A 23,404-nucleotide genomic window follows, 5' to 3' on the forward strand; every position below is an offset into this window, starting at 1 on the left:
CCCTTGAAAATGAAGCCAATGCCTCTTATTGGATGCATAACGCCCTGCGATATGATAGAAGATGAAGCCAATGCCCCGTATTGGATGCATATCGCCCCTCGATATGATAGAAAAAGAAGCCAATCGCCCTTATTGGATGCATAACGGCCCGCGATTTTATTGAAAATGAAGTCAATGCCTCTTATTGGATGCATAACGCCCCTCGATATGATAGAAAAAGAAGCCAATGCCCCTCATTGGATGCATATCGTCCCGCGAGATGATAGAAGATGAAGGCAATGCCCCTCATTGGATGCATTATGGTATCCAATCGGGGTTATTGGAACCCGTTCCGCCGAAAAAATTAGAGAAAAGGTATCCAATCGGGGTTATTGGAACCCGTTCTGTCGAAAAAATTAGAGAAAAGGTATCCAATTGGGGTTATTGGAACCCGTTCCGTCAAAAAAATTAGAGAAAAGGTATCCAATCGGGGTTATTGGAACCCGCTCCGCCGAAGGAATTAGGCAAAAGATATCCAATCGGGGTTATTGGAACCCGTTCCGCCGAAGGAATTAGGCAAACGGTATCCAATTGCACTTATTGGAACCCGTTCCGTCGAAAAAATTAGAGAAAAGGTATCCAATCGGGGTTATTGGAACCCGTTCCGCCGAAGGAATTAGGCAAAAGATATCCAATCGGGGTTATTGGAACCCGTTCTGCCGAAGGAATTAGGCAAACGGTATCCAATCGGGGTTATTGGAACCCGTTCCGCCGAAAAAATTAGAGAAAAGGTATCCAATCGGGGTTATTGGAACCCGTTCTATCGAAAAAATTAGAGAAAAGGTATCCAATTGGGGTTATTGGAACCCGTTCCGTCGAAAAAATTAGAGAAAAGGTATCCAATCGGGGTTATTGGAACCCGTTCCGCCGAAGGAATTAGGCAAAAGGTATCCAATCGGGGTTATTGGAACCCGTTCCGCCGAAGGAATTAGGCAAACGGCATCCAATCGGGGTTATTGGAACCCGTTCTGTCGAAAAAATTAGAGAAAAGGTATCCAATCGGACTTATTGGAACCCGTTCCGTCGAAAAAATTAGAGAAATGGTATTCAATCTCCTAGTAATATAGGAACTTTACATTTTTTTATTTTAAATGAAAAACCAGACCGTCTGGTTTTATAAATTCATTAAATCAATCGGTCTTGCTTAAAACCTATTGACCAAAAGGAATAGGGGTGATTTAATATTCTTATAGTGGTTGGGTCACTGAGCCAGCCTCAATAAGAAGGAGGGAGCCTTTTTATGAAAGCCTTGATAACAGAATTAATCTGGAATGAAGGAATTGATGAACTGGAACGACATGGGTTTGACGTGCATTATGATGAAGGTCTCTGGGAAAACCGTGAAAAGCTGCTTGATATGGTCAAAGATTATGATGCCATTATTGTTCGGAACCAAACAAAGGTGGATCAGGAACTGTTAGATGCCGGAATCCGCTTAAAGGTAGTCGGCCGTTTGGGAGTGGGAATGGATAACATTGATGTCTCGGCAGCGAAAAAGCGCCTCATTCAAGTAGTTTATGGCCGGCATGCCAATGCTACTTCCGTTGCGGAATATGTGTTGGCTGCCATGTTAGGCGCGAATCGGCCGCTTTCCTTAGCAAATCAAGATATTAGGGAGGGGAATTGGAACCGTAAAAGGTTTACCGGCGGCGAAATCGCGAACAAGACACTTGGATTAATTGGACTGGGAGAAATCTCTCATCGTGTCGCGAAGCGGGCACATGCTTTTGGCATGAAGGTGATTGGCTATGACCCGTTTATCACCGAGTACGATCACATTGTTTCAGAATCGGGTGTTCAGCTACTAGAATCCCTGGAAGACCTATTAACCGCTGCCGATTTCATTTCCTTACATGTTCCGTTGACACCAGCGACGCATTATTTCATTTCGGAATCAGAACTGAAAAAAATGAAACCTACTGCATTTATTATAAATACCTCAAGAGGGGGTATTATTAAGGAATCCGCACTGGCGGCTGCTTTACATAATCATACAATTGCCGGGGCCTTTTTGGACGTACTTGAAATAGAACCTATCTCACAATCTAATCAACTTTTAGCCTGCGAAACTGCCATAATCACACCTCATATTGCAGGACTCACCGATGAATCTCAAATCAGAACCTCATTATTAGTAGCAAAAGAAGTAGTGAAAATAGTAAAAGGCGAACGCTCCTTATGCACTATATAAAAAATATTTTGAAAATTTAAATATTAATGTTGACTATTCCGTAATTTGATGATTTAATAAGTATATAGAAAGTGGTTGGGTCACTCAACCACAACTCAACCGTCAAAAGGAGGCTTTCAAATGAGTAACAATAGTCAAGCAAGTACTGTTACGGAAAAGCAGTCAGAGGCAGCTGGAAATGTAAGCACTCACAAGTTTTTAATCCATCATCGCGGCGATCATGTAGGTGTTGCTACAAGTCCCATTCAAGAAGGGGAAAAAGTAGTCGGGATTTATATGGATGATAATTCCGATGTTGTTGTAACAGCTAAAGGGGATATTCCTTTAGGTCACAAAATTTCCCTCGTTAATTTAGAAGCAGGGGAACCAGTTTTAAAATATGGCGTTCAGGTTGGTTTAACAACAGACAAGTGGGAAATTGGCGATTACGTTCATACCCACAATATTAAAACGGCGAGGTGGTAGAAAATGAATCAACAGCTTTTTGGTTATCGCAGGGAAAATGGAAAGGTCGGCATTCGGAATCACGTGATTATTTTACCGGTAGATGATATTTCTAATGCAGCTTGTGAAGCTGTTGCAAGACAGGTGCAAGGGACGCTTGCTCTTCCACATGCATATGGCAGACTTCAGTATGGTCCAGACTTGGATTTGCATTTTAGAACAATGATTGGAACGGGCTCCAATCCTAACGTGGCAGCCGTTGTCGTCATTGGGATTGAAGAAAATTGGGCGAAGAAAATCGCTGATGGAATTGCTGAAACTGGTAAACCAGTATCCTATTTTTCTATCGAAGGAAATGGTGACTTAGAAACAGTCCGCGCGGCATCCTGGAAGGCGAAGGAGTATGTTCAATGGGCCACTGAGCTGCAAAGAGTGCCAATTGAATTAAAGGAATTAACGGTGAGTATTAAATGCGGTGAGTCAGATACGACGACAGGCCTAGGTTCATGTCCAACCGTGTCTCAAGCTGTTGATCGTTTAGTAGATGCAGGCGCTACTGTATTCTTTGGGGAAACCTCTGAACTAACAGGCGGCGAGCATTTAATCGGTGATCGGATGGCCACACCGGAACTGCGTGACCGATTCATGGCTATCTATGATGACTATGTTGGCGAAATTGAGTCTAAAGGTGTTGACTTATTAGGGTCGCAGCCAACTCAAGGGAATATTGCCGGAGGCTTGTCCACCATCGAAGAAAAAGCATTGGGGAATATTGCGAAAACAGGATCGAAGGAAGTCATTGGGGTTCTGGACCCTGCTGACAAACCAGAGAATGGGCCTGGGCTTTATTTCATGGATACATCTTCCGCAGCAGCAGAATGTATTACCCTAATGGCAGCCGGAGGTGCGGTGCTTCACTTATTCCCTACAGGTCAAGGAAATATTATCGGCAACCCTATTGAACCAGTCGTGAAAATTACGGCTAATCCAATCACTGCTGCCACGATGAGTGAACATATTGATGTGGATGTGCAAGGCTTGCTGTCCCGCAAGATTTCTCTCGAAGAAGCTGGGGATCAATTAATGGAAATGATTTGCCGTACGGTAAATGGACGTCTTACTAGTGCTGAGGCTTTAGGCCATCGCGAATTTGTTATGACAAAATTATATCGCAGTGCTTAAAACTCTTCTCCCTACACATGGTAATGCGTAGGGAGTTCGCTTTTTGATGGAGGCTTTTTTTAAATAATTTATGATGAGGAGTTTACGAATGAGTACCTACAGTGAATCCGATCTTAAGAGGTTCTGTGAAAATGTACTAATCAAAGTGGGAATGAATCAAGAGAATGCCTCTGTGGCTGCTGATTCTTTAGTCAAAGCGAACCTGGAAGGGGTTGACAGTCATGGAATCAGCCGCCTACCCATTTATGTGAAACGGTTTAATGATCATCGCATTAATGTGAATCCTGACATCAAAATGACGGAGCAAACCCCATCTGTTTTACTTGTTGATGGTGGTAATGGTCTTGGCCATGTGGTCAGTTATCATGCGATATTAAAGGGGGGAGAAATGGCGAAACAAAGCGGGATGACGGCCATCGCGATTAAAAATAGCAATCATTTTGGCACCGCGTCTTATTTTTGTCAACTTGCCTGTGAGCAAAATCTCGCCTGTATCGGATTCACCAATTCACCGCCAGGTATTGCTCCTTGGGGCGGGAAGAATGCCTTTTTCGGAACGAACCCGATTGCATTTGGATTTCCTACCGGGAACGACCAGCCAGTGATTATTGATTTATCCACTAGCATTGCTGCTAGAGGGAAAATCATTTTAGCAGCAAAGCAGGGAAATCCGATTCCGGATGGATGGGCTATTGATGAAGACGGTCTTCCAACGAATGATGCGGAAGCGGCATTAAGAGGTTCAGTGCTGCCCTTAGGCGGCGCGAAGGGATCAGCCTTAGCTTTAGCCGTAGAAATCTTAACGGGAATTCTTTCTGGAGCTGCCTTTGGTCCCCATGTGAAAAATATTTATGATGATGCTGAAACCGAAAGCGCAAATGTAGGCCATTTCTTCATCTTGCTGGATATCGAAAAGTTTATGCACTTATCTACCTTTTTTACCTCGCTTGAAAATCTATTAACAGAGATGAAGCAAGTCCCAAAGGCACCCGGAACGGATGAAATCAGATATCCAGGAGAAAGGAGAAAGAGGGACAGGGAGCAGCGCCAGGTAGAAGGAATTGAGTTATCGTCCAGTGTGGAAATGGAATTAACTAGTATTGGTGACGATTATAAAGTCCCGTTTCCAGAGCCACTATCAGTAGAAAAAATATAAAAGGAAAAGGCTGTTCTAAATCGTTCAGAACAGCCTTCTTCATTATTCGGTTACAGCATTTTCCGTAATGGAACGCTCGACGCTTTCCAAGTGTTCCTTCATGCATTGCTGTGCTAAATTTGGATTCTTTTGTTTAATTGCTTGTAAAACTCTCGTATGTTCTTGGACGGATTGTAAGGCACGACCAGGAATTTGAATCGTTTTATTCCGTGATTCCGACAATAAATCAATTAAATAATTCATGATGCTGATTAGGACCACATTGTTTGAGTTATTTGCTAAAGTGATATGAAATTTATGGTCTAATTCCGCTAGACGCTTATAATCTACTTTGCCTTTAACCATTTCATTTGCTTCATTCACGATTTGTTCCAATTCGCTCCATTGTTCTTCATTCGCATTTTCAATGGCCCACTTTACTGTCCATTCCTCGAGGATTTTTCGGACGGAGAAAAAGTCCTTGATCTGTTCAGTTGAAACAAAAAATGCTTCCGTCATCTTTTGGATTTGATGTTCCGGCGACGCAACAAATACACCTGTTCCATGCTTCACTTGTAAGTATCCGTACGCTTCGAGGATTTTATAGGCTTCCCTCACCGTATTTCTGCTCACGGAAAGCTCTATCCCCATCTCTCTTTCCCCTGGGATCCGTTCGCCTACTTCGTATTCTCCTGCATGGATCTTTTTCTTAATACTGTCTGCTACTTGTTCAGAAATTCCTTTTCTATTAAATTCCATTTGACCTCCAACCTCCTTCGCTACAATTTCATGACGGCTTCTCTTTTTAAAAAATAGTAAAATTCTCCTAGTGGCTCAACCTTTATTTAAACATTACGTAAATAGCTTGTAAATGAGTTATTTCACTTAAGGAGATAGAAATATTTATAGTATGGTATCGATTCAAAGCTTCGTCGTTTACAGCCAAAATACTACTTTTTTGTAAAAAGAAAGCCTGCCTAAGTAGTCTTAATTCGTAGTTTTGTTATGGACTATAAATGGTTAGGTGACCCAACCAATTTACTTTATTAAACCATTTTTACTGTAACTAAGCAATAAATTTATTTAATTGCACAAAAAAATATTTGATTTTTTAGAAAATTGAAATATAATGAATTTAGTGGTTGGGTGACTGAACCATAAACAGGGAGGAGGAGTACATATTCGTTAGCGATATTTGAGTGTCTAGGATGTTTTGTGAAATATGAAAGGGCTTACAAATCGGCAGGGAGGTTAGAAAATGAAAAAGTGGTCTGTCTTCATTCTTATAGTTTTAACCTGTTTATTCATGATGAGTGGCTGTTCTAGTGTAGCGAATAGTAAGAAAACAGATGCAGAGTATGTTTTACGGCTTGGACATTTGCAGACAGAAACACATCCATATCATAAAGGGGCTCTAAAATTTAAAGAGCTTGTGGAGAAAAAGTAAAATGGCAGAATTCGAATTGATATTTTTCCAAGCAGCCAGTTAGGAAACGGGAGGGATCAGATTGAAGGAGCTCAAATCGGGTCGATTCATTTTCACATCGGTTCCGTCGCTCCCGTCACCAATTTTGCCCCGAAGTTCAATGTACTGAATCTACCCTATTTATTTGAGAGCCGTGAGCATGCATTTAAGGTTCTCGATGGTGAAATCGGCAAGGAGCTCGGAGCCGATTTGGCGAATAGAGGGCTAATGAATTTAGGATTTATGGAAAACGGCTGGAGACATATGACCAATAATGTAAGGCCGATTAGAACGGCTGAAGATGCAGCTAGTATGAAAATCAGGGTTCAGGAATCGCCGCCCTATATTTCCTTCGTTAAAGCACTGAAATCGACTCCAGTGCCCGTACCGTTCGGGGAGCTTTATACAGCGCTTGAGCAGCATGTGGTAGATGGGCAGGAAAACCCGCTTGCGCAGATTTACCTGAACAAATTTAATGAAGTTCAAAAGTACCTGACGTTAACCCATCATAATTATGATGCAGCTGTTTTTATCATGAGTAAAACAACCTTTGACACGCTGCCAAAAGATCTGCAAAAAGTGATTACAGAAGCCTCGAAAGAAGCGATCCAATTTGAAAGAAAAGCCGCTTTAGAGGATGAAGGAAAGCTGTTAGAGGACCTGAGGAAAACAGATATCCAAATAGAAGAAAACCCTGATTTAGACTCCTTTAGAAAAGCGGTTAAACCAGTGTACAAAGAATTCGAAGATTCCATTGGAAAGGATCTGCTGGATAAAATAGAAAGCTTAAAATAAGCGTGTGGAGGTGCTATAAATGAAAGGGTTTATGACGGAAATGAGTAAAAAGGTTAACAGAGCCAGTCAAATGCTCTTAATTTTATTTTTCATTATTGCTTTCGTGTCTACTGTTTATCAGGTTTTTTCCCGGTTCGTGTTACAGAGTTCCTTAATACAAAATATGCTCCCGATGGTTGACTTTTCCGTATTTAATTTAAGCTGGATTGAAGAGCTGATCCGCTATTTGTTTGTCTGGATTGTTTTTTTAGGAATCGGAATGGTCTACAAGAGCAAAGAACACGCTCAAGTGGAAATTCTCCTACATTATTTACCTGAAAAATGGAAAGGTAAGCTCCAAGTTCTCGTTGAAGTCATCAACTCCGCTGTCTTTCTATTTTTAATCGTCTATGGCTGGAGCATCTTGAAATTTACCAGCCAGCAAATATCCCCTTCAATGGGACTGAATATGACCTTGATTTATGGAGCGGTATTCGTCTGTTCGCTCATCTGCCTTCTTCATTCTTTTGTTAATATCCTTGGTTTAGTAGTTGAAAAAGAAGAAAAGGCTGAGATGGTTCAGGCAGGCGCAGCAAAAGAAAATCCCCATTTAGGATCATGAAGGAGGAATATGAATGACGGTAGCAGTTATTGTCTTGGTTGTCCTGTTTTTACTAATGTTTCTAGGTGTTCCGATTGCGATTTCGTTAATCTTAGCATCCATTTCCGGCTTTTTGACCAGCATCTATTATATTCCATTAGAAGTCGTTCCTCAAAGACTCATCACCTCTGTAGATTCTTTTCCGCTTCTAGCCATTCCATTTTTTATGCTAACGGGTGAATTCATGATGTCCGGCAGTATGGGGCAAAGGATTGCGGGATTTGCTTTTGCGTCTGTCGGCTGGGTACGGGCCGGTTTAGCCCAGGTTTCGACGTTAACCAGTATGTTTTTCGCTGGTATTTCAGGATCGGGCGCAGCAGATACGGCCGCTGTTGGGAAGATGATGATCCCGATGATGGAGAAAAAGGGATATGATAAGGGATTTGCCGCTGCCACGGTAGCAAGTGCCGGAACCATAGCCGTTGTCATTCCACCTTCGATTCCTATGATTGTTTATGGAGTAACTGCTGGCGTTTCGATTGGTGACTTATTTACAGCCGGGATTGTCCCTGGGATTTTAATTGGTATGTCAATTATGATGTTAAACTATTGGCTGACAAAAAAGAATAACTATTCTCAAGAGAACACGAAGTTTGAATTCGCTTCATTTAAAAAGACCTTTTTTGAAGGGATATTAGCGTTGATTCTTCCATTAATTATTATTTTTGGAATCCGGGGTGGAATTTTTACTCCGACGGAGGCTGGAGCCGTAGCGGCTGCGTATGCCTTTATTATCAATAAATTTGTCTATAAGGATATGGATTGGAAGGACATTCCTGAAGCGTTTATTAAAGCGGGAAAAATGACGGCGATGGTGGTGTTTATTATTGCGGCCGCTAACCTATTTGGCTGGCTGCTGACCGCGGAACAAATCCCGCAGCTGCTTGTCAACCTGGTAACGGGATTCTCTGATAATCGTTATCTAGTCTTGCTTATGTTTACGGTCATCTTCTTTATCGCAGGCTGTTTCTTAAACGCATCTGCTGCGATTACTATCTTAACACCGTTATTGCTGCCGATTGCCTTAGCAGCAGGAATAGACCCGATCTTCTTTGGCTTGATCATGGTCGTGAATCTATCGATTGGGTTAATCACACCGCCAGTTGGATTAGACCTCTTTGTGGTAAAAGGCATCGCCGATGTTTCTTATGATAAACTGGTTCGATCGGTTGCACCGTTTATTGTTGTCATGGTTATAGATTTATTGATTATTACCTACTTCCCGGCATTATCGATGTTTTGGGTGTAGAGCGCAGGGCAGCTTGTTCTTGTGCTTCGTTATTAGGGGTTAGTATATAAAAAATACCTTTTTCAAGTGTCCTAACTACAGAACTGCAGTCATTTTGGCTGCAGTTCTTGGCTGGGCTGGTAAGAAAGTATAAGTGCAACTACGCCTCATGAACCGCCCCAACGGGCTCGCCAATCGGCTAGTTTTATCATCCTATCTTCTGTAAAGAATCCTGTTCGTTCTCATATAGCTTGTCCCAAAGTTCATACATTTCCCTGCGTCCGTTTGCAATTTCAGGGTTGAATTGGATGGCAGCGTTCTCGCGGACGGTATGAACGTTCTTCATTGCCTGCTCAAGCTTTACGTTGATGTTCTCACCGCCTTTCCCTGCGTGCTTGGCAATCGAAATACCGGCTGTTGTTCCTTGGGCCATAGCAATTTTTCCGCTTTCGATGCCAGTGATATTGCCTGCAACAAATAATCCTTCAAGTGGAGTTTCCATTTTTTCAGAATGATGTGGAACATGTCCGCCAAGTTCTGGAACGTATTGGAATGGGCAGCCGGCAACTGCTGTGAGCTCTGCTAAAGGATACAAGCCACCTGCGATACAGACGAAATCAGCTTCGTACATTTTTTCTGTACCCTTGATTACCTTTCCATTTACATCAATATCTGCAGTGAGGACGCCTTCCACCTGATCCTTGCCGAGAATTTCAAGAGCTGCTTTTCTAAGCTGCAATGGTGTGCCATTCACCTTAACGCCGCTCTTAGGGAAAAACTTCATTCCTAATTTGCGTAATCCTTCATTTTTCATAAAACGGCTACCGAAACGTAAGATGGGTGACGGGGCAAGATGGGCCGCATTTAGAAGCGATTTCATGACTTCCTCCGGTTCTCCGGCTTTTTTGCTGAGCGGGCTCTTTTCTGGCAAAACAATGCATTCCACATTCATTCCAGCTAATTGCAGCTCGTTTAAAATCGCAAATGCTAGAATGTTAGCACCAATGATGATGCCTTTTTTGCCGATCTCGACACGATGAACATTGGTCATGACCTGCGCAGCCCCAATGGACATAACACCTGGGAGAGTCCAGCCTGGCACAGGAATGGGAAACTCAGCTGCACCCGTTGCTACCAGCACATATGGAGCTGTCAGTGTTCCTATATTCGTATGAACATTCCATGAATCCTCGTCTTTTTCAAGGTTATATACAGAAACGCCGCAGCGGATATCTACCGATAGTTTTTGAGCTTCATTGTGCAGACGCTCTGATTCTTTTATTCCATTCCACCATTCACCGGACGGTTCCTGGTGCAATTGACCGAGTAATCTCCCGCCTGGTCTGATAAATTCATCAATGACGGTTACGTTTAAGCCATGTTCAGCACAGGATATGGCACCAGCTAAACCGGCTGGTCCAGCTCCAATTACGATGACATCTATCATTGTTTCTCCACCATCCTTTTCACAATATTAGGATGCTGTTTCCCACTTTCAACAACCATATTTTCCTTAACCATAGTTAAACAGGCTCTTACATTGGCCTGACCATTTACATTTACACGGCATTCCATACAGTGGCCGATATTGCAATAAATCCCCCGTGGTGTTCCACTTTCCTCATGAACGCGCAGTGTTCTCACACCGTTTGCTAGCATAGCTGCTGCGATTGTTTCACTTTCATATGCTTCATATTCTTTTCCATCAAATGTGAATGGAATTTTTGTTCTATCATTTAATTTTCCTAAAACTGGATGATCTGTTATTCTAGTCATGATTTTCACCCACCGTTCCAAACGTTACAGGGCGAATGGGCGGCTGATATTTTAATGGAATTTCGCCTTCTTCTGTATTAGGTACGATACTTTCAATGACCCGATCGACCATGACTCTGCACGTGCGTCCTCCACAAAAACCCATTCCTGCCCTTGTTCTAAGCTTTAGTTCCCTGGGTGTGCATTGATGCTCATTTGCTGTTGCGGAAAGCTGTTCATAGGTAACCTCTTCACAACGGCAGATCACAAGTGCTTCTTTGTTATTCATTTGGAAAACCCCCCTTTTCAGCTATATGTAAAAATATAATGCAAGAATCGTACCAACTTTGGAGTAACTATTTTTACATTAGCTTAAGCCGAGGCGTTTTAGACGATTGTAAAGGGTTGCTCGGGTGATCCCTAGTTTTTTTGAACATTCTAATTTGTTGCCATTGGTTAATGCCAATGCTTTTTCGAGTACCTTTTTCTCGTGCTGATCCATTTCCTCCTGAAGTGGCAAAATGGTCGTGTTCAATTCCATAGGGCTTTCCTGAAGATCCGTATCAGAACCATCTGAATAGCCTACTACTGAATGAAATGGCAAATAATCTTTTCGAATGACGCCATCGGTCGCAAAAACCACAAGGCGTTCAACGACATTACGCAGCTCTCGGACATTGCCCGGCCAATCATATTGAAGCATCTCTTGCATAACTTCCTGTGAAAAATGGTGGATCGGCCGCTGATAGCCTAGTGAAAAATCCTTTAAAAAATGATAAATCAGTTCAACGATATCTTCGCAGCGATCTCTTAATGGAGGAATTTTTAAACTGACGACATTTAGCCGATAATATAAATCCTCGCGAAATTGGCCTTCTTTTATTAATTCTTTTAAATCCCTATTTGTTGCGGCGATTACCCGGAAATCAGCCTCCATTTCCTTTTCGCCGCCAACCTTGTAATATTTTCTTTCTTGAAGTACGCGAAGCATCTTGACCTGCATGTCTAAAGGCATTTCGCCAATTTCATCAAGAAAAAGAGTACCGCCTTTAGCGAGTTCAATTTTTCCCTTTTTCCCTCTATGATCAGCACCGGAAAAGGCACCGCGTTCATAGCCGAATAATTCACTTTCAAACAATGATTCAGGAATGGCACCGCAGTTGATTGAAATAAATGGTGCGTCAGGCCCTTCGGTTGCCTCATGAATGGATTTGGCAAAGACCTCCTTGCCGACCCCGCTTTCTCCTAAGATCAATACAGTCGATCGGACAGAGCACACCTTTTTCGCCATGTGCACCGTTTTTTCCATCACAGCACTTTTCCCTTTAATGCTATTAAAGGGATCTGAAGGCCTGTATTTCGCCATCTCCTGTTCTAAACGGTGAACCTCTGTCGACATATTAAATAATTTTTCATTAAGAACAACCTGGTTTGTCACATCGGTTTCCGATACAACTGCCCCGATAATCCTTTCATTAAAGTAAACAGGGTTTGCATTTATATGAACAAATAGATTAGATCTTGCTTGGTGATGCTTTCCCCGAATTCTTTTTCCATTGTTCAATGATTCTAAGATTTCAAGATGCTGATGTTCAAAGAATTCTATAATTGGTTTGCCTAAAATCTCATCTTTTTTAACGGAGAAAATTTTTTCTGCTCCTTGTGTCCATGTGCGGACACGCTCATCCGCATCGATCACTGTCACCGAGGCGTCCATCGTATCAATGACAGTTTCATAGAAAGCCTTTAATTGATTGTAGGCATCATGCAAAAAATCAATGATTTGTTCAGTTGTGACGCAGCCAAGGTCTTGACCGCTTGAATCTGTGACGATAACGGCCGGGTAGTGCTTGCAAACATCAGCTAGAACAGAGAAGGAATCATACAAATAAGCCCTTCCTAAAGTGCCTTCATGATCTACTTGGTTTAGATGGAGAAAATTATTTTCAATGATTTCTTTGACTGACGGCAAATCAAACATGACAGCCTCCTCGGTATGTAAAAGTTTTTGTACACTGTTTAATATTTTATACACAAGTTTATCAAAAATATAGACAATTGCAAACGTTTACAAATTTAATATTTGGAATAATCACAAAAGGGGTTTGGGGTTTGCTGTTTTTACGCTTTTATAAAAAGTTGGCACGCAATTTGCATTAATAAAATTATATAAGAAACCGAAAGGAGGTTGGTTTTGTGAGACATCATTGTGACGTTTTGGTTATAGGCGGGGGCATCATAGGTTGTGCCATTGCCTATTATACGTCTAAATCTGGACGAGAGGTAACCGTTATTGAAAAAGGTGAATTTGTCAGTGGTACTTCGTCCCGCTGTGACGGAAATATTTTAGCGATTGATAAAGATCCTGGCTTTGATAGTCAAATGTCACTTGTCAGTCAGAAATTAGTAGATGAATTAAGCAGAGAATTGAAACAGCCCTTTGATTATCGTGCTCCTGGGAGCATCCTTGTCTGTGAGACAGAAGAGGAAATGGAAGCGGCACAAAAGTGGGTTGACCGTCAGAAGGAGGCCGGTTTGCCGTTCAGGATGCTGGACCGTCAGGATATTCGCCAAGATTCCAAGTATTTTGCAGATGATTTATTAGGCGGCTTAGAGTGTGCAACAGATTCAACCGTTAACCCATACCTACTTGCCTTTAACCTTCTTGAGGGTGCAAAGAAAATGGGGGCTAAAGCCCATAAACAAACTGAGGTTACTGGAATGCGAACGGAGCCGGACGGTACCTTTACCGTTGAAACAGCTAAGGGGATTTTTACCGCGAATCATGTCATTAATGCTGCAGGTGTATGGGCTCCATATATTGGCGAGATGCTGGATCTGTCTGTCCCCATTAAACCAAGAAAAGGCCACATCATTGTCGCATCACGCCAGGAATTTGTAGGGCCAAGAAAAGTGATGGAATTTGGCTATCTTATCTCCAAATTTGGCGGCAGGCGCCAGGTTGATCACATTACTGAAAAATACGGCGTAGCCCTTGTTTTTGAACCAACTGAAAGTCAGAACTTCCTGATTGGAAGCAGCCGTGAATTTGCTGGATTTAATACAAAGGTCAACAATGAAATTATTAAATGTATTGCCAATCGCGCCATTCGATTTTATCCGAAAATGGCCGACATGATGGTCATACGTTCCTATGCAGGCTTACGCCCATGGACGGAGGATCATCTGCCAATCGTGTCAGAAGTGGAGGGAATTCCAAACTATTATATTGCAGCCGGGCATGAAGGAGACGGAATCAGCCTTGCCGCTGTAACGGGAAAAGTGATAGAGGAAATGCTTAATAAAAAGGATACGTGCATCCCGATTGAACCGCTGAGATTTTCTCGCTTTAAGGAAAGGGTGTTGAGCTGATGAAGGCAAATCGAGTGTTTACAACTATTGATACACACACGGGCGGAAATCCGACAAGGACATTGATTAGTGGACTCCCAGAGCTAATAGGAGGAACGATGTCCGAAAAAATGCTACATATGCAAAAAGAGTATGACTGGATTCGTAAGCTGCTGATGAATGAACCAAGAGGACATGATGTGATGTCAGGTGCGCTGTTGACAGATCCGTGCCATCCGGACGCAAATATCGGTGTGATTTATATCGAAACCGGCGGATATTTGCCAATGTGCGGCCATGACACAATCGGTGTTTGTACCGCATTAGTCGAAGCAGGGCTCATTCCTGTTCAAGAGCCGGTTACTTCAATCAAACTGGATACACCAGCAGGCCTAGTTGAGGCAGAGATTAAGGTAGAGAACGGAAAAGCAAAAGAGGTTTCCTTCTGCAATGTCCCTGCCTTCCTGTTAAAGAGTGTCTCTGTTGATGTGGAGGGAATTGGAATCGTGGATGCAGACATTGCTTATGGCGGCAATTTCTATGGAATCATTGATGCCGGGTCTGTTGGCCTAGAGCTGATACCGGAGAATGCATCAAAAATCATTGAAATAGGGATCAAAATTAGAAATAAGATTAATGAAAAAACGGATATCGTTCATCCGCAGTATCCATTTATTCGCGGTTTGACCCATATTGAATTTTTCACCGAGCCAACCCATGAGGAAGCAGATGTGAAAAATACGGTCATCGTCCCTCCAGGCGGGATAGATCGTTCACCATGCGGTACAGGTACATCGGCCAAATTATCTGTCCTTTATTCCAAAAAGGAGATTGGCATCGATGAAGAATTTGTGCATGAGAGTATTGTCGGCTCTTTATTTCGTGGACGAGTCCTTGAAACAACAGATGTTCAGGGTGTGGAGGCTGTTGTGACAAGAATCGCAGGTTCAGCATGGCTAATGGGCATGCACCGGTTCTTTTATAACGAGGAAGATCCGCTTAAAGAAGGCTTTTTACTCATTCCCCCAATGGAACATGAAATGGAGGATGTAAAATGAAAATTCAAAAGGCTTACACAGCAACCGATGTACACGTAGCAGGCGAGGCATATCGGATTATTAAGGATGCGCCATTTGTTCATTATCAAAATTTACAAGAGCTGAATGAGCAATTTCCGCTTGTCTATGAGGAGGAAATCAGCCTTCTTTTAAATGAGCCCCGCGGATTTGCCGGACTAAATGGTTGTTTGGTCGTTCCACCTTTTACAAGCGGTGCCGATGCAGCAGTTGTCTTTTTCGATCATAACGGAACACTTCCAATAAAATATGGCGGAATGGTTGCTGTTATAACTGCATTACTGGAGTGCGGACACTTAAAGGCAAAGCCTTCAAATGAATACCGGATTGAAACAGTCCGTGGTGTTGTTCCTGTTACTGCTGATATGAAAGACGATGAAGTGAAGTTAGTTAAGTTAAAAAGCGAGCCATGCCAGGTTGTACAAACCCATGTGCCAGTGTCTTATTTAGATTTACAGACAGAGGCTGCTCTCGTACAAGCCGATCAGCTTTATGCGATTTTTGATAAAGCAGAGCTGCCATTTGAGATTGAAATGGAGAACCTTCCTGACATTCAACAATGGGGACAAAAGGCGATTGAAGCGTTAGAAGGCAAACATGCTGTCAGCCGAGTGATCTTGCTGGATCATTCGCAAAAAAGTGAAGGCAAAATCAAAACGGTAACATTCCGTCCGGATCGTTATATTGTACGTTCTCCAGGCTTTGGCACTCTAGCTGCCTGCAGCACCTATTTATTAGGAAATGGCGATATATCTGGGGATAGCCCAATAGAAAATGAAAGTATTTTTAATGGCACATTGACAGCAGAACTTACAGGACAAATTGAAAGCGATTACGAGTTTCGTTTTTCAGCCCGTGGATTTATTACGGGTATGCAGACATATGTATTAGACCCGACAGATCCATTATCCGCAGGGTTTTTATTAAAATAAAAAACTAGTAAATATACAGGAGGAAAATAAAATGACGACAATTAGAGGAGCTTATCCAGTATTAATCACACCAATGACACAGGGGCAAGAAATCGATTGGGGCGGAGTAAAGAATAATGTTCATTATTTCATGGATCAAGGTGTGGCAGGTATCGTCATCAATGGGAGTACTGGTGAATTTGTCAGTCTATCAAAAGAAGAAAAATACCAAATGGTAGAAACGGTTATGAAGGAAATAAACGGCCGCATCCCTGTTATTGTCGGTACTGCTGCTGAAACAACAAAAGAAACCATCGAGTATACAAAGCAGGCTGAAGCACATGGAGCTGATAGTGCTCTCATCATTAACCCTTATTACATGAAGCCAAAGGAAAATGAAATCTACCATCATTTTAAAGAAGTATCCAGTGCTGTTCATCTGCCAATCATGCTTTATAACAACCCATTTACTTCTGGCGTGAATATGAGCACAGATTTAATGCTTCAGATCGGCAAGGATTGTGAAAATGTCACTCACATTAAGGAATCAAGCGGTGAAATTGGCAAGGTAAGAGATCTTGCAAGAAAAGGCAAGGGAGACTTTGAAGTATTCTGCGGTGCTGAAGAGCTTGTCATGGAGTCTTACTTAGTTGGAGCAACTGGATGGATATCTGTTGCAGGAAATATCGTGCCAAAGCTTGTTACAGACATGTATAACCATTTCCAAAACGGCGAACTTGAAGAAGCATGGGCCATCAATGATCGTATTTTACCGCTTTGCGCGTTCCTTGAAGGATCTGGAAAGTATGTTCAGATTGTCAAGAGAGCCATGGAATTAACCGGCCAGGCTGGAGGCCCTGCACGTTACCCTCGTTTAGGCCTATCACCTGAGGAAGATCAACAGCTAAAAAGCCTTCTTGCAAGTTTAGAAACAGTAAATAATTAAAATAGGGAAGGAGAGAGAACATGCAAGCGACAAACTATCAATTGAAACCAAAAGTGCAGGAATTTTTAGAAGGTGTAAAAGGGTTATATATCGACGGTGAATATGTACAGGCGATTAGTGGTAAAACGTTTTCCGTCGTTAATCCTGCAAATGAAGAGGTCATTGCGGAAGTAAGTGAAGCGCAAGAGGAAGATATTAACGTTGCAGTAGCTGCGGCAAGAAAGGCATTTGATGAGGGCGGATGGACGAAAATGGAAGCGGCCGAACGCTCTCATCTAATCTATAAATTTGCCGATCTCTTAAAAGAGAACCGTGAAGAGCTTGCACAGCTGGAATCATTGGATAATGGGAAACCTTATCAAGTCGCTCTCGCTGATGACGTCGATGGAACCATTCAGCATTTTAGATATTATGCCGGCTGGGCAACGAAACTATTTGGTAAGACAACCCAGATTTCGAAGGATTATGTCACCTATACCGTTCATGAGCCGGTCGGAGTTGTAGGTCAAATTATTCCATGGAATTTCCCGCTTGCCATGGCTGCCTGGAAGCTTGGATCCGCACTTGCTGTCGGCTGTACGGTTGTGATTAAGCCGGCAACTGAAACACCGCTATCTCTTCTATACGTTGGAAAGTTATTTAAAGAAGCTGGTTTTCCAAATGGTGTTGTGAATATTGTGCCAGGAGCAGGAAGAATTGCAGGAGAAGCGATCATCACGCATAAAGATGTTGATAAAGTCGCCTTTACTGGTTCAACGGCTGTCGGAAAAGAAGTCATGAAAAAGGCTGCAGATCAAATGAAAGGTGTTACGCTGGAGCTTGGCGGAAAATCACCAGCCATTATTTTAGAAGATGCCAATCTTGAAGAAGCCATTGAAGGGGCCTTTAACGGAACGATGTACAATCATGGGCAAAACTGTAGCGCTTGTACACGTGTATTTGTACAGCGAAACATTTATAATCGTGTCGTAGAAGCTTTAGCAGAGCGGGCAAACTCCCTGAAGGTTGGACCAGGTATGGATCCTGAAACAGAAATGGGGCCGCTCGTTTCAGCTAAACAGCAAAAGACCGTTCTTCATTATATTGAGCAAGGGAAAAATGAAGGGGCGCGCCTTGTGGCTGGCGGTGAAAAAGCCTTTGAAAAAGGATATTTTGTCCAGCCGACCATTTTCGCTGATGTAGAAGATCATATGGTGATTGCCCGCGAAGAAATCTTTGGTCCAGTGATGTCCATTTTCGTTTTCGATACGATGGAAGAGGCCATTAAACGGGCAAACGATAGTGACTACGGCTTAGCTGCAAGTGTATGGACAGAAAATATCAAAAAAGCTCACTACATTGCGGGCAAGCTGCAATCAGGTACAGTCTGGATTAATGATTTTGGTCTTGAATGGGAAACCATGCCTTTCGGCGGCTACAAACAATCAGGAATCGGCCGCGAAATGGGCGGAGAGTATGGCTTACAAAACTATACAGAAGTGAAAAGTGTATTTGTTAACATCAAGCAGGATGAATAAGTCTAAGGCATAACGGGACAGGCCCTGTGTTCTATCACATAGGAGAGGGACAGCAGGGCTGTCTCCCTGTATTTGCCATTATCTGAATATTACTATTATTGGAAACGGTGTCATTTATTTAAGGCATACACAAGGAGGTCTAGGATGGAAGAAATAGTGAATTGGGCGGTATCAAAGGTTTGGAGTCTTGGATTGGTGTTTTTTGCACTTGGAGCTGGATTGTTTTTTTCGATTATTACACGCTTTGTACAAATTAGATATTTTAAGGAAATGATCAAACTTCTTTTTGAAAAGGGAAATCCGGATTCGGGTGTATCTTCTTTCCAAGCATTTTGTATGGCTTTAGCAGGACGTGTCGGTATTGGAAATATTGCCGGTGTAGCCACTGCTATTGCATTCGGCGGTCCTGGAGCTGTTTTTTGGATGTGGGTGATGGCATTATTAGGAGGCGCAAGTGCCTTTATTGAGTCAACACTTGCCCAGGTCTATAAAATCAAGGATGGAAATCAATACCGAGGCGGGACACCTTATTTTATTGAAAAAGGATTAAATCTTAGGTGGTTCGCGGTACTTGTCGCGATCGTTGTTTCCCTTTGCTACGGGATATTAGTTCCAGGCATTCAGTCAAACACCATTGCAGTGGGATTTGAAAATACATTGGGCATCAATAGAAATATTACTGGAATTATCCTAGTCGCTTTACTTGGAATCATTATTTTTGGAGGGGTAAAGCGAATCGGTTCTGTGGCGGAAAAGGTAGTTCCTTTTATGGCATTAGGATATGTGATTGTTACCTTTGTCCTTCTAATTGCGAATGCTTCAGAAGTTCCAGGGATGCTGTGGCTGATTATCACAAGTGCGTTTGGGGCAAATGAGATGTTTGGCGGAATTGTCGGTGCAGCGATTGCTTGGGGAGTTAAGAGAGCGGTGTTCTCTAACGTTGCCGGTGTAGGGGAAGGAACCTACAGTTCAGCCGCAGCAGAAGTTTCCCATCCGGCAAAGCAAGGTCTTGTCCAAGGATTTTCAGTCTATATTGACACGCTTATTGTTTGTACAGCAACAGCTCTAATGATTCTAATTTCAGGTATGTATAGCGTTACGCCAGAAAAACAGCAACCGATTGTTGACCACATCCCGGGCGTTGAAGCCGGTCCAATGTGGACGCAGGCAGCAGTTGAAAGTGTGATACCTGGATTCGGCGGATTATTCGTTGCGATTGCGATCTTCTTCTTTGCCTTTACAACCCTGATGGCCTATTACTATATCTCTGAAACTACCCTTGTCTACCTTGATCGAAATAAAAAGTTTAAATGGGTGAAAACTTCTTTACTCGTTATTTTCCTAGGAATGATTTATTTTGGAAGTGTGAAGGACGCATCCCTATTATGGGCGCTCGGTGACTTAGGATTTGGAAGCATGGCATGGCTTAACCTAGTAGCCATTCTATTCTTATCGAAAACAGCATTAAAAGTATTTAAAGACTATGAAGCACAGAAGAAAGCCGGCCTAGACCCAGTCTTTGATCCTGTTAAACTCGGCATTAAAGGTGCTGATTTCTGGGAGGAGAAAGTGAAAGAAAGCGCTTCAAAAAATAAGGAAAATGTGGGCTGATCCACTAAAGAAGGACAGGTTAATTCGTTAATTCCTGTCCTTTTTTTATTGAATTTCATTTCTATTTACCTATCTAGACCCCTACTCAGCTAAAGTTCAATGTGGTAAAGCGTGAATAGGCGATCTGTCTACTAAAATCGTTTTCTTCCAATCATCACCCTAGCGCAGAGCTTTCCATTTTTTTATTGGATGCATTACGTTCAAGATTTTTAGCGGAAATGAATCCAATCCAGCCTATTGAATGCATTACGCTCAAGGTTTTTAGTGAAAATGAATCCAATCCCGCTTATTGGATGCATTACTGCCAAGGTTTTAGTCGCAAATGAATCCAATCCCCCCTATTGGCTCTCTAAAAAAGGTATAAAATTAACTATTTAAAAGCGGCTTACGAGGATGAGCGCTGTTAATAACAATATTAATTACGAAAATAGCTTAAAAATTTTTTCCAATCATCATCCCGCTTCCGACCTTTAAAAGACTAGGCGGTAGTTATGTTTTCTCTTTAGTTTTCGTGTTAAGAATAATGCTAATACGAATAATCCAATAAAACGGTACCAGGCACGACCCGATATTTGTCCGAAAAAGCGTGCGTGGGTGTGTAGGTCCATGCGCTGCCATTTTAATTCAATAGTTACAATGAAGGGTTTAGTTCCGCGACTTTAAGAGCAGCGGGGCTGGGCCCTGTTTTTTTGATTAAAACCATTTCTACTTGGATGTTTGAGTAAAATTTAAGCCTTAACGTCGATGTAGAAGAGGTCCACATAGGGGGTTCAAGAAAATAGAGCGTAAACCCCGATGTAGAAGCAGTCTACGTAGGAACATTGGGTTCAGCCCCATCCGGCACACTAAAGTATACTTGGAAGGCTCATCTAATTATTATGATTTAGATTTTCAGCCCATTTCAATTTGATGTAACCTATTAAATAATCAAAGTTGCCCTTCCTGGTAGTTCAGAGAAGGGCATTTTTAATTGTTCCTGGCGCATGATCTGTATTTGCTGCTTAGTGTGATTAGGGGAGACGATACCCTTCTTCATTATGGCGGACGGTACGAGTTGAACAAAGGCACACATCTCATCCTTCCCGTTGGATTCGGTGCGTTTGAATGAGAGGGACATTGCGAATTGATTGTGTCGCATACGTAGAGAGAGTGAAGCAAGGGGCCGGATGGGTTCCCTTGCTTCTTTTTCGTAGTGGAGGAAAATTGCAATAGATCAAAGAAATGTTGATCGATTTTTCATTTGCGTTCTTTTGTTTTCTAATTAATATCCAGTAAATGTCGTATGTTTCGAAAAATGTGTCGTAAGTGTCTGAAGAGAAGCGGTTACCCCTGATGTAGAAGCGATCTACGTAAGCGCACCCCTTGGCTTCAAAAAAACGCTAAATCGCAAGTGATTTTATCAGATAACGTTCTATAAATTCAGCTAATCCATCATTTTCGTGATGTCCCGTAACAAAATCAGCAGCTGCTTTAACCTTGTCGCTAGCGTTCCCCATTGCGACACCCATACCGGCATGACGAAGCATCTCTATGTCATTGGGTCCGTCTCCAATGGCTGCGACTTCATTTGGACTCATTCGAAGTTCGGTAAGTAAGGTTTTTATACCAGACCATTTGGAAACATTAGGAGCAAGCAGCTCAAACCCATCATTCCAATCGATGACTGCTGCTTCCTTGTTAAACAAGGCAGAAATTTTCGGACTTGGTATACCTGTTCGGACACTATATTTAAGTACATCTTGATAATTTGCCTGTCTTAAATCTCCAATATACCGCGGCGGAGTTTGCCCCACATTTGTCCAATAATCTATTTCTTCATTCGTTTCCTTACAATAAAGCCCATGTGCTGTATGGACCATAACATTACAAGGACTTTCAGCAGTAAGATGGTGAAATCGTTCTTCGTTCAATTGGACGCTTTTCATTTGCAAAACTCTTCCTGTATCCGCCGCGTGAATAGCGGAACCATTCAAACAGATCATCGGAGTTTGCAATCCCATTTCTTTATGGTAGGGAGCTGTTACTTCATAGTGTCGTCCAGTAGCTAGAAAAACCATGATTCCCTGATTCATGAGCCTATTAATGGCTTCCCTATTTCGGTGGGAAATGGTGTTTGAGGCTTTTAGTAGTGTCCCATCCATATCAATAAATATTGCACGCACATTCATTTATTCTGCCTCCTCATTCGTTGCTAAAGCAATCATATCACCTGAAGATTAAAGCCTTGTAAACGCAGTGTATAGATTAAATGAAGTTTAATAGGAAGCTGATGCCACTGTCACGCTTCGATAGTTGTCAAAGATTGCTTCTATTATAAGGACTGCTTTCGTAAATATTGCTCATCCATAAGTGTTTTATAGGCTTTTGTTAAATTAAAGTAACATAGTCGAATATAAAGATATTTGGTGTTTTTGTATAAGTTTACTTTACTTTTATAAAAACTGAGTTTATAATTTAATTCAAGAGGTGGTTGTCATGAAGAAAGATTTTGGTGATTCGATATCAAATAAGGTTTATGAATATCGTGTACTTGCCAGAATGTCTCAGCAAGAATTAGCAGAGAAAGTCGGGGTTTCCAAACAAACCATTTTCGTAATGGAAAAAGGAAATTATGTTCCGACTCTGCTGTTGGCTTTTCGAATTGCCGAATTTTTTAATGTTGATGTAAACGAAGTTTTTACTTATGTGAAAGGAAGTGATCAAAATGGAAAATAAGTCGATCTCAGATATCCCTAACTCCATTTTTAACCCTTTAAAGTCCTGGGCTGAACAATCTTCGGGAAATTGGAACATGCTTATCGGTATCGGTATGGTATTGCTTTTAGTCGGAGCGCTTCTGACATACGTATTTCGAAAAAAAATGGGTCAGGCGGACGAAAGAACAAATCAAATATCTTTAAAAAGTACCCTCATTATGTTATGTGGAGTCATTTTGTGCGACGTGATTTTCCCGAAAGAATATATGTGGCAAATTTTCTTCTTGTTTAAATATTCTCTTGCATTCTTCGCTTCAGGAATCTATCTAGCCGTTCGATATAAAAAAGATTTTTTAAACTAAAGAACTAAGATAGAAGGAAAAGAAGATTTAGAAAGAGCAATTCAGCTGCAAAATGGAACG

At 42.0% G+C, this 23,404-nt stretch carries 25 protein-coding genes; 18 read left to right on the plus strand and 7 right to left on the minus strand.

Annotation, left to right across the window (positions count from 1 at the left end):
• Positions 1-194 (minus strand): hypothetical protein (locus tag ACO1D1_RS14310; protein WP_423336287.1); only part of this gene is annotated, 194 nt, incomplete at its 3' end.
• Between the two features lie 65 nt (positions 195-259).
• Between ACO1D1_RS14310 and ACO1D1_RS14315 the strand changes: the two genes are divergently transcribed.
• From ACO1D1_RS14315 to ACO1D1_RS14335, 5 genes are all read left to right on the plus strand, one after another.
• The gene (locus ACO1D1_RS14315; protein ID WP_423336288.1) at positions 260-451 is read left to right on the plus strand and encodes a hypothetical protein; all 192 of its coding nucleotides are present in this window, start codon (positions 260-262) and stop codon (positions 449-451) included.
• Positions 452-1,279: 828 nt separating this feature from the next.
• Positions 1,280-2,230, plus strand: a complete 951-nt coding sequence (locus ACO1D1_RS14320; protein ID WP_423336289.1) for a hydroxyacid dehydrogenase — start codon at positions 1,280-1,282, stop codon at positions 2,228-2,230.
• A 120-nt stretch (positions 2,231-2,350) separates the two neighbouring features.
• Positions 2,351-2,695, plus strand: a complete 345-nt coding sequence (locus tag ACO1D1_RS14325) for a UxaA family hydrolase (RefSeq protein ID WP_423336290.1) — start codon at positions 2,351-2,353, stop codon at positions 2,693-2,695.
• 3 nt (positions 2,696-2,698) lie between these two features.
• Positions 2,699-3,856 carry a UxaA family hydrolase gene (locus tag ACO1D1_RS14330; RefSeq protein WP_423336291.1) on the plus strand — a complete coding sequence of 386 codons (1,158 nt, stop codon included), beginning with the start codon at positions 2,699-2,701 and terminating at the stop codon, positions 3,854-3,856.
• Positions 3,857-3,944: 88 nt separating this feature from the next.
• On the plus strand, positions 3,945-5,012 hold the full coding sequence (locus tag ACO1D1_RS14335) for an Ldh family oxidoreductase (RefSeq protein ID WP_423336292.1): 1,068 nt from the start codon (positions 3,945-3,947) through the stop codon (positions 5,010-5,012).
• Positions 5,013-5,054: 42 nt separating this feature from the next.
• Here the strand turns inward: ACO1D1_RS14335 and ACO1D1_RS14340 are convergent, their stop codons facing one another.
• Positions 5,055-5,750, minus strand: coding sequence for a FadR/GntR family transcriptional regulator (locus ACO1D1_RS14340; RefSeq protein ID WP_423336293.1), 696 nt, complete (start codon positions 5,748-5,750; stop codon positions 5,055-5,057).
• 499 nt (positions 5,751-6,249) lie between these two features.
• On the opposite strand from ACO1D1_RS14340, the gene ACO1D1_RS14345 reads away from it, so the two are divergent.
• From ACO1D1_RS14345 to ACO1D1_RS14360, 4 genes are read left to right on the plus strand one after another with little or no spacing between them, the layout of a single operon-like run.
• Positions 6,250-6,438 (plus strand): hypothetical protein, encoded by a 189-nt coding sequence (locus ACO1D1_RS14345; protein ID WP_423336294.1) that lies wholly within the window; start codon positions 6,250-6,252, stop codon positions 6,436-6,438.
• A 9-nt stretch (positions 6,439-6,447) separates the two neighbouring features.
• The gene (locus ACO1D1_RS14350; RefSeq protein WP_423336316.1) at positions 6,448-7,251 is read left to right on the plus strand and encodes a DctP family TRAP transporter solute-binding subunit; all 804 of its coding nucleotides are present in this window, start codon (positions 6,448-6,450) and stop codon (positions 7,249-7,251) included.
• Positions 7,252-7,270: 19 nt separating this feature from the next.
• The gene (locus ACO1D1_RS14355; RefSeq protein WP_423336295.1) at positions 7,271-7,852 is read left to right on the plus strand and encodes a TRAP transporter small permease; all 582 of its coding nucleotides are present in this window, start codon (positions 7,271-7,273) and stop codon (positions 7,850-7,852) included.
• 13 nt (positions 7,853-7,865) lie between these two features.
• Positions 7,866-9,140 carry a TRAP transporter large permease gene (locus ACO1D1_RS14360; protein WP_423336296.1) on the plus strand — a complete coding sequence of 425 codons (1,275 nt, stop codon included), beginning with the start codon at positions 7,866-7,868 and terminating at the stop codon, positions 9,138-9,140.
• Between the two features lie 187 nt (positions 9,141-9,327).
• On the opposite strand, the gene ACO1D1_RS14365 is transcribed toward ACO1D1_RS14360, so the two are convergent.
• The 4 genes from ACO1D1_RS14365 to ACO1D1_RS14380 all read right to left on the minus strand — a co-directional run bounded on the left by ACO1D1_RS14365 (position 9,328) and on the right by ACO1D1_RS14380 (position 12,855).
• On the minus strand, positions 9,328-10,566 hold the full coding sequence (locus ACO1D1_RS14365) for an NAD(P)/FAD-dependent oxidoreductase (RefSeq protein WP_423336297.1): 1,239 nt from the start codon (positions 10,564-10,566) through the stop codon (positions 9,328-9,330).
• Complete coding sequence (locus ACO1D1_RS14370; protein WP_423336298.1) at positions 10,563-10,895, minus strand: (2Fe-2S)-binding protein; 333 nt, start codon at positions 10,893-10,895, stop codon at positions 10,563-10,565. The genes ACO1D1_RS14365 and ACO1D1_RS14370 overlap by 4 nt, the downstream gene beginning before the upstream one ends.
• Complete coding sequence (locus ACO1D1_RS14375) at positions 10,888-11,163, minus strand: (2Fe-2S)-binding protein (RefSeq protein ID WP_423336299.1); 276 nt, start codon at positions 11,161-11,163, stop codon at positions 10,888-10,890. Before ACO1D1_RS14375 ends, ACO1D1_RS14370 begins: the two co-directional genes overlap by 8 nt.
• Positions 11,164-11,241: 78 nt before the next feature.
• A complete protein-coding gene (locus tag ACO1D1_RS14380) occupies positions 11,242-12,855 on the minus strand; it encodes a sigma-54 interaction domain-containing protein (RefSeq protein WP_423336300.1) in 1,614 nt (537 codons plus the stop codon).
• 215 nt (positions 12,856-13,070) lie between these two features.
• On the opposite strand from ACO1D1_RS14380, the gene ACO1D1_RS14385 reads away from it, so the two are divergent.
• The 7 genes from ACO1D1_RS14385 to ACO1D1_RS14415 all read left to right on the plus strand — a co-directional run bounded on the left by ACO1D1_RS14385 (position 13,071) and on the right by ACO1D1_RS14415 (position 21,394).
• On the plus strand, positions 13,071-14,246 hold the full coding sequence (locus ACO1D1_RS14385; RefSeq protein WP_423336301.1) for an NAD(P)/FAD-dependent oxidoreductase: 1,176 nt from the start codon (positions 13,071-13,073) through the stop codon (positions 14,244-14,246).
• Positions 14,246-15,283: a proline racemase family protein gene (locus ACO1D1_RS14390; RefSeq protein WP_423336302.1), complete on the plus strand. Its 1,038-nt coding sequence runs from the start codon at positions 14,246-14,248 to the stop codon at positions 15,281-15,283. The genes ACO1D1_RS14385 and ACO1D1_RS14390 overlap by 1 nt, the downstream gene beginning before the upstream one ends.
• Entirely contained in the window at positions 15,280-16,233 is a 954-nt protein-coding gene (locus tag ACO1D1_RS14395) for a proline racemase family protein (RefSeq protein ID WP_423336303.1), read from the plus strand. Before ACO1D1_RS14390 ends, ACO1D1_RS14395 begins: the two co-directional genes overlap by 4 nt.
• A 31-nt stretch (positions 16,234-16,264) precedes the next feature.
• Entirely contained in the window at positions 16,265-17,158 is an 894-nt protein-coding gene (gene dapA, locus ACO1D1_RS14400; RefSeq protein ID WP_423336304.1) for a 4-hydroxy-tetrahydrodipicolinate synthase, read from the plus strand.
• A 20-nt stretch (positions 17,159-17,178) separates the two neighbouring features.
• On the plus strand, positions 17,179-18,675 hold the full coding sequence (locus ACO1D1_RS14405; RefSeq protein ID WP_423336305.1) for an aldehyde dehydrogenase family protein: 1,497 nt from the start codon (positions 17,179-17,181) through the stop codon (positions 18,673-18,675).
• A gap of 144 nt (positions 18,676-18,819) precedes the next feature.
• Positions 18,820-20,286, plus strand: a complete 1,467-nt coding sequence (locus tag ACO1D1_RS14410; RefSeq protein WP_423336306.1) for an alanine/glycine:cation symporter family protein — start codon at positions 18,820-18,822, stop codon at positions 20,284-20,286.
• A 994-nt stretch (positions 20,287-21,280) separates the two neighbouring features.
• Positions 21,281-21,394 (plus strand): hypothetical protein, encoded by a 114-nt coding sequence (locus ACO1D1_RS14415; RefSeq protein ID WP_423336317.1) that lies wholly within the window; start codon positions 21,281-21,283, stop codon positions 21,392-21,394.
• A 271-nt stretch (positions 21,395-21,665) separates the two neighbouring features.
• Here the strand turns inward: ACO1D1_RS14415 and ACO1D1_RS14420 are convergent, their stop codons facing one another.
• Positions 21,666-22,454 (minus strand): HAD family hydrolase, encoded by a 789-nt coding sequence (locus tag ACO1D1_RS14420; protein ID WP_423336307.1) that lies wholly within the window; start codon positions 22,452-22,454, stop codon positions 21,666-21,668.
• A gap of 307 nt (positions 22,455-22,761) precedes the next feature.
• Here ACO1D1_RS14420 and ACO1D1_RS14425 point away from each other — a divergent pair, with 307 nt between their 5' ends.
• Together ACO1D1_RS14425 and ACO1D1_RS14430 are read left to right on the plus strand one after the other, a co-directional pair.
• Positions 22,762-23,001: a helix-turn-helix transcriptional regulator gene (locus ACO1D1_RS14425; protein WP_423336308.1), complete on the plus strand. Its 240-nt coding sequence runs from the start codon at positions 22,762-22,764 to the stop codon at positions 22,999-23,001.
• Positions 22,991-23,344 (plus strand): DUF2178 domain-containing protein, encoded by a 354-nt coding sequence (locus tag ACO1D1_RS14430; RefSeq protein ID WP_423336309.1) that lies wholly within the window; start codon positions 22,991-22,993, stop codon positions 23,342-23,344. Before ACO1D1_RS14425 ends, ACO1D1_RS14430 begins: the two co-directional genes overlap by 11 nt.
• Positions 23,345-23,404 lie beyond the last annotated feature (60 nt).

Source organism: Neobacillus sp. 19, from assembly GCF_049463095.1.
Lineage (GTDB): Bacteria > Bacillota > Bacilli > Bacillales > Cytobacillaceae > Neobacillus.

Excerpts from the sequence above, each read along its gene's own strand:
- ACO1D1_RS14315 (WP_423336288.1), top strand. The coding sequence starts at position 260 with ATGATAGAAGATGAAGGCAATGCCCCTCATTGGATGCATTATGGTATC.
- ACO1D1_RS14320 (WP_423336289.1), top strand. The coding sequence starts at position 1,280 with ATGAAAGCCTTGATAACAGAATTAATCTGGAATGAAGGAATTGATGAA.
- ACO1D1_RS14325 (WP_423336290.1), top strand. The coding sequence starts at position 2,351 with ATGAGTAACAATAGTCAAGCAAGTACTGTTACGGAAAAGCAGTCAGAG.
- ACO1D1_RS14330 (WP_423336291.1), top strand. The coding sequence starts at position 2,699 with ATGAATCAACAGCTTTTTGGTTATCGCAGGGAAAATGGAAAGGTCGGC.
- ACO1D1_RS14335 (WP_423336292.1), top strand. The coding sequence starts at position 3,945 with ATGAGTACCTACAGTGAATCCGATCTTAAGAGGTTCTGTGAAAATGTA.
- ACO1D1_RS14340 (WP_423336293.1), bottom strand. The coding sequence starts at position 5,750 with ATGGAATTTAATAGAAAAGGAATTTCTGAACAAGTAGCAGACAGTATT.
- ACO1D1_RS14345 (WP_423336294.1), top strand. The coding sequence starts at position 6,250 with ATGAAAAAGTGGTCTGTCTTCATTCTTATAGTTTTAACCTGTTTATTC.
- ACO1D1_RS14355 (WP_423336295.1), top strand. The coding sequence starts at position 7,271 with ATGAAAGGGTTTATGACGGAAATGAGTAAAAAGGTTAACAGAGCCAGT.
- ACO1D1_RS14360 (WP_423336296.1), top strand. The coding sequence starts at position 7,866 with ATGACGGTAGCAGTTATTGTCTTGGTTGTCCTGTTTTTACTAATGTTT.
- ACO1D1_RS14365 (WP_423336297.1), bottom strand. The coding sequence starts at position 10,566 with ATGATAGATGTCATCGTAATTGGAGCTGGACCAGCCGGTTTAGCTGGT.
- ACO1D1_RS14370 (WP_423336298.1), bottom strand. The coding sequence starts at position 10,895 with ATGACTAGAATAACAGATCATCCAGTTTTAGGAAAATTAAATGATAGA.
- ACO1D1_RS14375 (WP_423336299.1), bottom strand. The coding sequence starts at position 11,163 with ATGAATAACAAAGAAGCACTTGTGATCTGCCGTTGTGAAGAGGTTACC.
- ACO1D1_RS14380 (WP_423336300.1), bottom strand. The coding sequence starts at position 12,855 with ATGTTTGATTTGCCGTCAGTCAAAGAAATCATTGAAAATAATTTTCTC.
- ACO1D1_RS14390 (WP_423336302.1), top strand. The coding sequence starts at position 14,246 with ATGAAGGCAAATCGAGTGTTTACAACTATTGATACACACACGGGCGGA.
- ACO1D1_RS14395 (WP_423336303.1), top strand. The coding sequence starts at position 15,280 with ATGAAAATTCAAAAGGCTTACACAGCAACCGATGTACACGTAGCAGGC.
- dapA (WP_423336304.1), top strand. The coding sequence starts at position 16,265 with ATGACGACAATTAGAGGAGCTTATCCAGTATTAATCACACCAATGACA.
- ACO1D1_RS14405 (WP_423336305.1), top strand. The coding sequence starts at position 17,179 with ATGCAAGCGACAAACTATCAATTGAAACCAAAAGTGCAGGAATTTTTA.
- ACO1D1_RS14410 (WP_423336306.1), top strand. The coding sequence starts at position 18,820 with ATGGAAGAAATAGTGAATTGGGCGGTATCAAAGGTTTGGAGTCTTGGA.
- ACO1D1_RS14420 (WP_423336307.1), bottom strand. The coding sequence starts at position 22,454 with ATGAATGTGCGTGCAATATTTATTGATATGGATGGGACACTACTAAAA.
- ACO1D1_RS14425 (WP_423336308.1), top strand. The coding sequence starts at position 22,762 with ATGAAGAAAGATTTTGGTGATTCGATATCAAATAAGGTTTATGAATAT.
- ACO1D1_RS14430 (WP_423336309.1), top strand. The coding sequence starts at position 22,991 with ATGGAAAATAAGTCGATCTCAGATATCCCTAACTCCATTTTTAACCCT.